This is a genomic window from uncultured Brevundimonas sp. (assembly GCF_937870815.1).
Lineage (GTDB): Bacteria > Pseudomonadota > Alphaproteobacteria > Caulobacterales > Caulobacteraceae > Brevundimonas.
The window spans coordinates 1-7579 of the sequence record NZ_CALMZS010000031.1; the positions used below are offsets into that span (position 1 = coordinate 1).

Below are 7579 nucleotides of genomic sequence, written 5' to 3' on the forward strand. Positions count from 1 at the left end.
GCGCGTCAGAGGGGCGGCGGCCGCGGCGCTTCGGCGGCCTCGACCGGGGCGGTCGCGGCCGGGCCGCCGCCGGATTCGAACTCCGCCCGGGTCCATTCCAGCACGATGGCCCGTTCGCCCCGGGAGGCCACCACCGCCGGCGCCGCCGTGGTCACGCCGTCAGGCCGGCGGATATGGAGAATCCGTTCGCCGGCGGGCCGGACCTCGACGTGGGACAGCACGCCCAGCGGCTCGCCGTCGACGCTCAGCACCTCCGTCCCGGCCGGAAAGGCCGGCTCCGCGACCTCGATCGGGGCCGGGGCCGGCGGCGGCGCGGTCTGGGCGGCGACCGGCGCTGTCGCGGCCAGGCCCGCGGCCGTGACGAGAACGAGGGCGATCCTGTCGGACATGGAAAGGTCTCCTGCGCGGAGCGGACCCATTCCGCCCCGACGGCGAACCGACGACCCCCGGCCGGGTTCCGCCCGGTCGCGCGGACTTGAACAGGCCGGAACCGGCGGCCCACTGCTTCGCTTGGAGCCTGATCGGTTGAGGAGGACTCGCTTCGCGATTCCGCCGCTGCCGTGAATCAGGCTCCAGTATAAGGCTGGAGCGAAGATCCGGGTTTGGACGCGATCGCGTCCAAACCGATTTCGCTCTAGTCTCGTCCGGCAACAGGGGAATGGCGATGCCGCGTTTGACCAACCGGGCCCGGGGCCTGTCGATACTGGCGCTGGCCGCGGCGGCTCCGCTGCTGGCGGCGGCGCCGGCGATGGCGCAGTCCGCGCCCCAGGGACCGATTCCCTACGACGCCCGGCGCGGGGTGTTCTCGTTCGCCGGCGGGCTGGAGCAGGCCCTGCCGGCGGTGGTCCAGGTGACCACCCTGGGCCAGTCGGAAGGGCCCAGCTCGGGCGAGAACGAGCCACGGCCGATCTCCAGCGGCTCGGGAGCGATCATCGACGCCCGCGAGGGCGTCGTCGTGACCAACAACCATGTGGTCGAGGGCGGCCGCAAATTCACCGTCGACCTGGCCGACGGTCGCATCTTCGACGCCGTCCTGGTCGGGACGGACAAGGCCACGGACCTCGCCGTGCTGAGGTTCGAGGCGCCGGGCCTGTCCGAGATCGAGATCGTCGATTCCGACCAGCTGCGCACCGGCGACCTGGCCTTCGCCGTCGGCTATCCGCTCGGCCTCGACCAGACCCTGACCATGGGGGTGATCTCGGGCCTCGGCCGATCGGGGATGGGCGACCGGATCGAGGACTATATCCAGACCGACGCGGCGGTGAACTCGGGCAATTCGGGCGGGCCGCTGCTGGACAGCCGGGGCCGGCTGATCGGCATCAACACCTCGATCCTGTCGGGCGGCGGCGGCGGCAACGACGGCATCGCCTTCGCCGTGCCCAGCCGCATCCTGATGTATGTGGTCGGCCAGTTGCGGACCGTCGGCGAGGTCCGGCGCGGCTCGACCGGGGCCATCCTCGGCTCGCTCAACGCCGAGCGCTCGCGCGATTTCGGCCTCGGCATCGTGCGCGGGGCGGTGGTCGAGAGCGTCGCCCCCGGCTCGTCGGCCGAGGCGGCCGGCCTGCGCCGCGGCGACGTGGTCACCCGCATCCAGAACCGCCCGGTCTCGAACGCCGGCACGGTGGCGGCGACCATCGGCATCGCCCAGCCCGGAACCGGGGTCCAGGTCGTCTATCTGCGCGACGGCCGCGAGGGCCGGGCCACGCTGACCGTCGAGTCGCCGGGCGACCGCGCCGTGGTGCTCGGCTCCGAAGTGGTGGCGGCGCGGGGGCTGAGCGCCCGGGCGGGGGCCGACGGCCTGCAGGTGTTCGCGGTCGAGGGCGGTTCCGCGGCCGCGGGGGCGGGCCTGCAGGCGGGGGACGTCGTCCGGCGCGTCGACGGGGCCGAGGTGGCCGGGCTGGACGGCCTCGCCGCCGCCCTGGACGGGGCCGGCCCGCGCGTCCTGTCGGTGGTCCGGGGCGGCGAGCCGGTCGAGGTGGCCCTGCCCTGATCCGCCCCGGCCGACGGGGCCCGGACAGCAAAACGCCCGCCTGGCCGGAGGGGGGAGGGTGGCCGGGCGGGCGTCTCGCTTGGAGGAAGCATCGACCCGCCGGAGCCCTTGGAAGGAGTGATCCAGGGGGGCTGGGGGGGCTGTTCAGGATCCGGGATCGCTCCGGGCCCCGACGAGCCGATGGCTCTGGTGTCGCCCCCCAAGGGGGCGTTCGCTGGGCGGAACGGCGGCTATTTCGTGTTCCGGACGATTTCTTCGGCGAGTGGCGTTCGCGACACGCCGGTCGGCGGAACCGCGCCGGAGCCCCGGCTCTCCGGAGGGGGTCTGGCGTTTCCGGCCGGTCCGCCTAACCTCCGACTCATGAGCGACGCCGCCGATCTGCAGTCCGGCCCGGGCCCGGTCTTCTTCGACCGGCGCGAGCTGGAGCTGATCCTGCGGGTCTACGGGCGGATGGTGGCGGCCGGGGAGTGGCGCGACTACGCCATGGCCGGGCACGGCGACGTGGCCGAGTTCGCCGTCTTCCGCCGTTCGGGCGACGCCCCCGCCTACCGCATCGAGAAGCGCCCGGCCCTGCGCCTGCGACAGGGCCAGTGGGCGGTGATCGGCGAGGGCGGCGTGGTGCTGCGCCGCGGCCGCGAACTGCCCCAGGTGCTGAGGGTCTTCGACAGCCGCCGCTTCAGCGTCGTCGAATAGAAAAGGGCCCGGATCGCTCCGGGCCCCGTTCGACGACCTCGAGCCGAAACCTGGAGCCTGATCGGTTGAGGAGGAATCGCTTCGCGATTCCGCCGAGGCCGTGAATCAGGCTCCAGTCTAAGGCTGGAGCGAAGATCCGGGTTTGGACGCGATCGCGTCCAAACCGATTTCGCTCTAGTCGCGGTTGCCGCCCATGAACATGAGCAGAAACTGGAACAGGTTGATGAAGTTGATGAACAGGCTCAGGGCCCCGAAGCCCGTCGCCACGCCCATCGCGGCCTGGTTCCCGCCCAGGGCGTAGTAGGTCATCTTCAGCCGCTGGGTGTCGTAGGCGATCAGGCCCGAGAAGATCAGCACGCCGATGGCGCTGATGATCAGGGCCATCAGGCCGGACTGCAGGAACATGTTGACCACCATGGCGATGATCAGGCCGATCACGCCCATGATCAGGAAGCTGCCCCAGCCGGTCAGGTTCTTCTTGGTCGTATAGCCGAACAGGCTCAGCGCGCCGAAGGCGGCGGCGGTGACGAAGAAGGTCGAGGCGACGCTGGAGCCCGTGTAGCGCAGGAAGACGAAGCCCAGGGAGGCGCCGATCGAGCCCACCACCGCCCAGTAGAGCAGGTTCACCCCGCCGGCCGTGGGGTTCTTCATGAAGAACATCGAGCCGAACAGCAGGACCAGCGGCAGGAACTGGATGATCATGCCCGGCATGGTGATGCCGTAGCCCGTCGAGGTCTGGACCCACAGCAGGCTGGTCACGGCCGGCACATTGCCGGTCACATAGGCCAGGGCGCCGGCGAGGACGAGGCCCAGAGCCAGCTTGTTGTAGACGCCCAGCATGAAGGCCCGCAGGCCCGAATCCGCCGACATGTCGGCGGACTGCGGGACGGGGCGGGCGTAGCCGTTGTTGAAGTCGCTCATCGCGAGTTCGATCTCCTTGATCGCCGGGGGCATCCCCGGCCTTCGCTCGAATATCGGGGCGGGCGGCCGCTTCCGCAAGGAAAACCGGACTTGGGGGCCGGGGTTTCAACCGCTACGAACGGTCGCATGATCCGCCTGTTCACCGCCGTGCCGATCCCCGAGGACGTGGCCGACGCCCTCGAGCGCCGCCAGTCGGGCCTGCCCGGCGCCAGGTGGCGCACGCGCGACCAGCTGCACCTGACCCTGGCCTTCTACGGCGAGATCGACGAACGGCGGGCCGACGACCTGGCCGCCGAACTGGGGCGCGCCGCCACGGGCGGGCCGTTCGACATCACCCTGGGCGGCGTCGGCGCCTTCGGCGACGCCCACCGCAGCCACGCCCTCTGGGCCGGGGTCGAGCCCAGCGAGCGGCTGTCGGTGCTGGCCGGGCGCTGCCGCGCCGCCGGCGAGCGGGCCGGGGTGGCCATGGAGCGGCGCGACTACCGCCCGCACGTGACGCTGGCCTATCTGAAGCCGCAGACCAATCCCGACCGCATCGGGGCCTGGATCGCGGGGCACAATCTGCTGCGCTCGCCGCCGATCCGGGTGGACCGCTTCGGCCTGTGGTCGAGCGTGCTGGGCCACGACGGCAGCCGCTACCGGCTCGAACGGGAGTACTGGCTTTGACCGGACCGGTGATCGAGACCGCCCGCCTGACCCTGCGGCCCCCCGCGATGGAGGACTTCCCGCGCTGGGCCGAGATGATGGCCGACCCCGAGACCGCGAAATTCATCGGCGGGCCGCAGCCGGCCGAGGCCGCCTGGCGCGGCTTCATGACCATGGCCGGGGCGTGGAGCCTGACCGGGGTGGCGATGTTCTCGCTGATCGAGCGCGACACCGGCCTGTGGCTGGGCCGCATCGGCCCGTGGACCCCGCTCGGCTGGCCCGGCGCCGAGGTCGGCTGGGCCCTGCATCCCGACGCGCAAGGGCGGGGCTACGCCGCCGAGGCGGCCACGGCGGCGATCGACTATGCCTTCGACGCCCTGGGCTGGACCGAGGTCATCCACTGCATCGACCCGGACAACAGGCCGTCGCAGCGGCTGGCCGAGCGGCTGGGCTCGCGCAATCTCGGACCGACGCGGCTGCCGCCGCCGTTCGACGCCGCCCGGGTCGACCGCTGGGGGCAGGGCCGCGAGGCGTGGCGCGCCCGCGCCGGCCGCTGAGACCCGGGGCGCGTTCGTGCGTTGAATGCTCCAGCTTTGCCCCGCCGCCGCCATCGGCTAGGCAGGATGCAGTCATGACGAAGGATGGACGGATGCGCGTACTGGTTCTGGGCGGCGACGGATTCTGCGGCTGGCCGACGGCCCTGCACCTGTCCGCGAGAGGCTGGGACGTGCGGGTCGTCGACAACCTGAGTCGGCGCAACATCGACAACGAGCTGGAGGTCCAGTCGCTGACCCCGATCCGCACCATGGGCGAGCGCCTCGCCGCGTGGAAGGAGGTCTCGGGCCGGACCATCGACTTCGTCAACATGACGGTCGGCAAGGAGTTCGACCGCCTCGTGGCCCTGATCCGCGAGTGGAGGCCGGACAGTGTCGTCCATTTCGCCGAGCAGCGCGCCGCGCCCTATTCGATGAAGTCGGCGCGGCATAAATTGTACACGGTCGACAATAATCTCAATGCGACCAACCACCTGCTCGCCGCGATCGTGGAGAGCGGGCTGGACGTCCACCTGGCCCACCTGGGGACCATGGGGGTCTATGGCTACACCACCGCCGGGCTGAGGATTCCGGAGGGTTATCTGAAGGTCACGGTGGAGACCGAGTTCGGCCCGGCCGAGCAGGAGATCCTGTTCCCGCCGAACCCCGGCTCGATCTACCACATGACCAAGACCCAGGACGCCCTGCTGTTTCAATTCTACGCCAAGAACGACGGCGTCCGCATCACCGACCTGCACCAGGGCATCGTCTGGGGGGCCCAGACCGATGAGACCCGCCGGGACGAGCGGCTGATCAACCGCTTCGACTACGACGGCGACTACGGCACGGTGCTGAACCGCTTCCTGATGCAGGCGGCGGTCGGCTATCCGCTGACGGTGCACGGCACCGGCGGCCAGACGCGGGCCTTCATCCATATCCAGGACACGGTGCGCTGCGTCGAACTGGCCCTGAAGAACCCGCCGCAGGCCGGGGAACGGGTCAAGATCCTCAACCAGATGACCGAGAGCCGGCGGGTCCGCGACCTCGCCGCCATGATCGCCGGCATGACCGGCGCCGAGGTCCACAACGTCCCCAACCCGCGCCAGGAGGCCGACGAGAACGAGCTGGTGGTGGCCAATGACCAGTTCCGCGAACTGGGCCTGAAGCCGATCACCCTGGCCGAGGGGCTGATGCAGGACGTGACCGAGATCGCCCGCCGCTACGCCCATCGCGCCGACCTGACCAAGGTGCCCTGCCTGTCCAGCTGGAACAGCAGGCGGGCCGAGGCGCTGAGGGCCGAACCGGTGGTGGTCGCGCCGGCCCCGGCCCACGCCCGGTCGGCCTGATCCCCGCCGTGCCGGCCGGGGCCGCGCCCGCCCGCCTGCTGGTCTTCGGCGGCGGCTGGCTGGGCCGGGCGGCGGCGCGCGAGGCGGTGTGCCGGGGCGGCCGCGCCGCCCTGACCAGCCGCGACCGGGACCGCCGCGCGGCCCTGGCCGCCGACGGTTTCGTCGCCGTCGATCCGGGCGACGCGGCCGGGTTGGCCTCCGCGGTCGCCGACGCCTCGGCCATCCTGGTCACCGCCCCGCCGGAAGCGAGCGGCTGTCCGGGGGTCAGGGCGCTGCTGCCCGCGATCACGGCCTCGGGGTCGTGGCCCGACTGGATCGGCTACGTCTCGTCCACGGCCGTCTACGGCGACCGCGCCGGCGGCTGGGCCTTCGAGGACAGCGAACTGAACGCCGCCAGCCTGGAAGGGGCGCGGCGGGTCCGGGCCGAACGCGACTGGCTGGACGCCGGACAGGGCATGGGGCTGACGGTGCAGGTCTTCCGCCTGCCGGCCCTCTACGGCCCCGGGCGTTCGCCGCTGGACCGGCTGCGCGACGGCACGGCGCGGATCGTCCGCAAGCCCGGCCAGGTGTTCAACCGCATCCATGTCGACGACGCCGTCGCCGGCCTGTTCGCCTCCATGGCCCGGCCCCGGCCCGGCGCGGCCTATATCCTGTGCGACGACGAACCGGCGCCGGCGGACGTGGTCGTGGAATCGGCCGCGCGTCGCCTCGGCCTGCCGATCCCGCCCGAGATCGACCTCGACGATCCGTCGGTCAGCGAGGCGATGCGGCGCTTCTATCTGGACTCCAAACGCCTCTCGAACGCCCGCGCCAAGGCCGAGCTCGGCTGGCGGCCGCGCTATCCGACGTGGCGGGAGGGGCTGGAGGCGTTAATGGGTGACTCGTGATTAGTGAGTCGTGATTGTTGGGCGGATCCAGACAATCATCACTCACGATTCACCACTCACTCCTCACTCGCCACCTCAGAACGGCAGCAGATTCCGTTGCCGGCTGTAGGCCATGGTGCCGACGTTGGCGCCGAGGCGCAGGCCGACGCCGGTGCGGATCGGGGCCAGCACGATGCCGTCGGCGGCCTGGTAGTTCACGCCGACGCCGCCGACCAGATAGGCCGAGCCCTCGACCCCCGGATAGCGGCGGTAGATCATGTCGGGGTGGTAGAGGCCATAGACCAGGGTGAAGACCCGGCTGGCGTTGCCGCCGATGTCCCAGCCGATCGAAATGCCCTGCCAGAACACCTCCTGCGAGGCCGACAGATCCTTCATGTGCAGCGCCCCGCGGCCGTAGCGCAGGCCGACTCCGGCCGCGCCCGCCCCCTCCTCGCCGGCGATATAGGCGGTCGGGCGGTCGCCCTGGTCGGCGAAGATGCGCTCGATGGCCGCGCCGAGGGCCTCGGCGGCAATGCCCAGCTCGCGCGAGCCGGCGGCGATCAGCTCGTCGGCGGTGTAGGCCGG

Annotated in this window: 9 protein-coding genes; 6 read left to right on the forward strand and 3 right to left on the reverse strand. The window is 71.6% G+C overall.

All coding sequences use genetic code 11. The annotated features are described in order from the left end of the window. Window positions 1–5 precede the first annotated feature (5 nt). Window positions 6–389, reverse strand: a complete 384-nt coding sequence (locus tag Q0588_RS02140; RefSeq protein ID WP_298743317.1) for a hypothetical protein — start codon at window positions 387–389, stop codon at window positions 6–8. A 275-nt stretch (window positions 390–664) separates the two neighbouring features. On the opposite strand from Q0588_RS02140, the gene Q0588_RS02145 reads away from it, so the two are divergent. Then, a complete protein-coding gene (locus Q0588_RS02145) occupies window positions 665–1990 on the forward strand; it encodes a trypsin-like peptidase domain-containing protein (RefSeq protein WP_298743319.1) in 1326 nt (441 codons plus the stop codon). A 360-nt stretch (window positions 1991–2350) separates the two neighbouring features. Beyond that, the gene (locus tag Q0588_RS02150; RefSeq protein WP_298743321.1) at window positions 2351–2683 is read left to right on the forward strand and encodes a DUF2794 domain-containing protein; all 333 of its coding nucleotides are present in this window, start codon (window positions 2351–2353) and stop codon (window positions 2681–2683) included. A 174-nt stretch (window positions 2684–2857) separates the two neighbouring features. Here Q0588_RS02150 and Q0588_RS02155 read toward each other — a convergent pair whose 3' ends face one another. Then, window positions 2858–3604, reverse strand: a complete 747-nt coding sequence (locus Q0588_RS02155) for a Bax inhibitor-1/YccA family protein (RefSeq protein WP_298743333.1) — start codon at window positions 3602–3604, stop codon at window positions 2858–2860. A gap of 126 nt (window positions 3605–3730) precedes the next feature. Between Q0588_RS02155 and thpR the strand changes: the two genes are divergently transcribed. The 4 genes from thpR (at window position 3731) to Q0588_RS02175 (ending at window position 7015) form a co-directional block, all read left to right on the forward strand. Beyond that, window positions 3731–4270, forward strand: a complete 540-nt coding sequence (gene thpR / locus Q0588_RS02160; protein WP_298743323.1) for an RNA 2',3'-cyclic phosphodiesterase — start codon at window positions 3731–3733, stop codon at window positions 4268–4270. Beyond that, the gene (locus Q0588_RS02165; protein WP_298743325.1) at window positions 4267–4806 is read left to right on the forward strand and encodes a GNAT family N-acetyltransferase; all 540 of its coding nucleotides are present in this window, start codon (window positions 4267–4269) and stop codon (window positions 4804–4806) included. The genes thpR and Q0588_RS02165 overlap by 4 nt, the downstream gene beginning before the upstream one ends. 92 nt (window positions 4807–4898) lie before the next feature. After that, window positions 4899–6128 (forward strand): NAD-dependent epimerase/dehydratase family protein, encoded by a 1230-nt coding sequence (locus Q0588_RS02170; RefSeq protein WP_298743327.1) that lies wholly within the window; start codon window positions 4899–4901, stop codon window positions 6126–6128. A gap of 8 nt (window positions 6129–6136) precedes the next feature. Further along, on the forward strand, window positions 6137–7015 hold the full coding sequence (locus tag Q0588_RS02175; protein WP_298743329.1) for an SDR family NAD(P)-dependent oxidoreductase: 879 nt from the start codon (window positions 6137–6139) through the stop codon (window positions 7013–7015). Window positions 7016–7090: 75 nt separating this feature from the next. Here Q0588_RS02175 and Q0588_RS02180 read toward each other — a convergent pair. Then, window positions 7091–7579: EipA family protein (locus Q0588_RS02180; RefSeq protein WP_298743331.1), on the reverse strand; the 489-nt coding region annotated here is incomplete at its 5' end.

Excerpts from the sequence above, each read along its gene's own strand:
- Q0588_RS02140 (WP_298743317.1), bottom strand. The coding sequence starts at position 389 with ATGTCCGACAGGATCGCCCTCGTTCTCGTCACGGCCGCGGGCCTGGCC.
- Q0588_RS02145 (WP_298743319.1), top strand. The coding sequence starts at position 665 with ATGCCGCGTTTGACCAACCGGGCCCGGGGCCTGTCGATACTGGCGCTG.
- Q0588_RS02150 (WP_298743321.1), top strand. The coding sequence starts at position 2,351 with ATGAGCGACGCCGCCGATCTGCAGTCCGGCCCGGGCCCGGTCTTCTTC.
- Q0588_RS02155 (WP_298743333.1), bottom strand. The coding sequence starts at position 3,604 with ATGAGCGACTTCAACAACGGCTACGCCCGCCCCGTCCCGCAGTCCGCC.
- thpR (WP_298743323.1), top strand. The coding sequence starts at position 3,731 with ATGATCCGCCTGTTCACCGCCGTGCCGATCCCCGAGGACGTGGCCGAC.
- Q0588_RS02170 (WP_298743327.1), top strand. The coding sequence starts at position 4,899 with ATGCGCGTACTGGTTCTGGGCGGCGACGGATTCTGCGGCTGGCCGACG.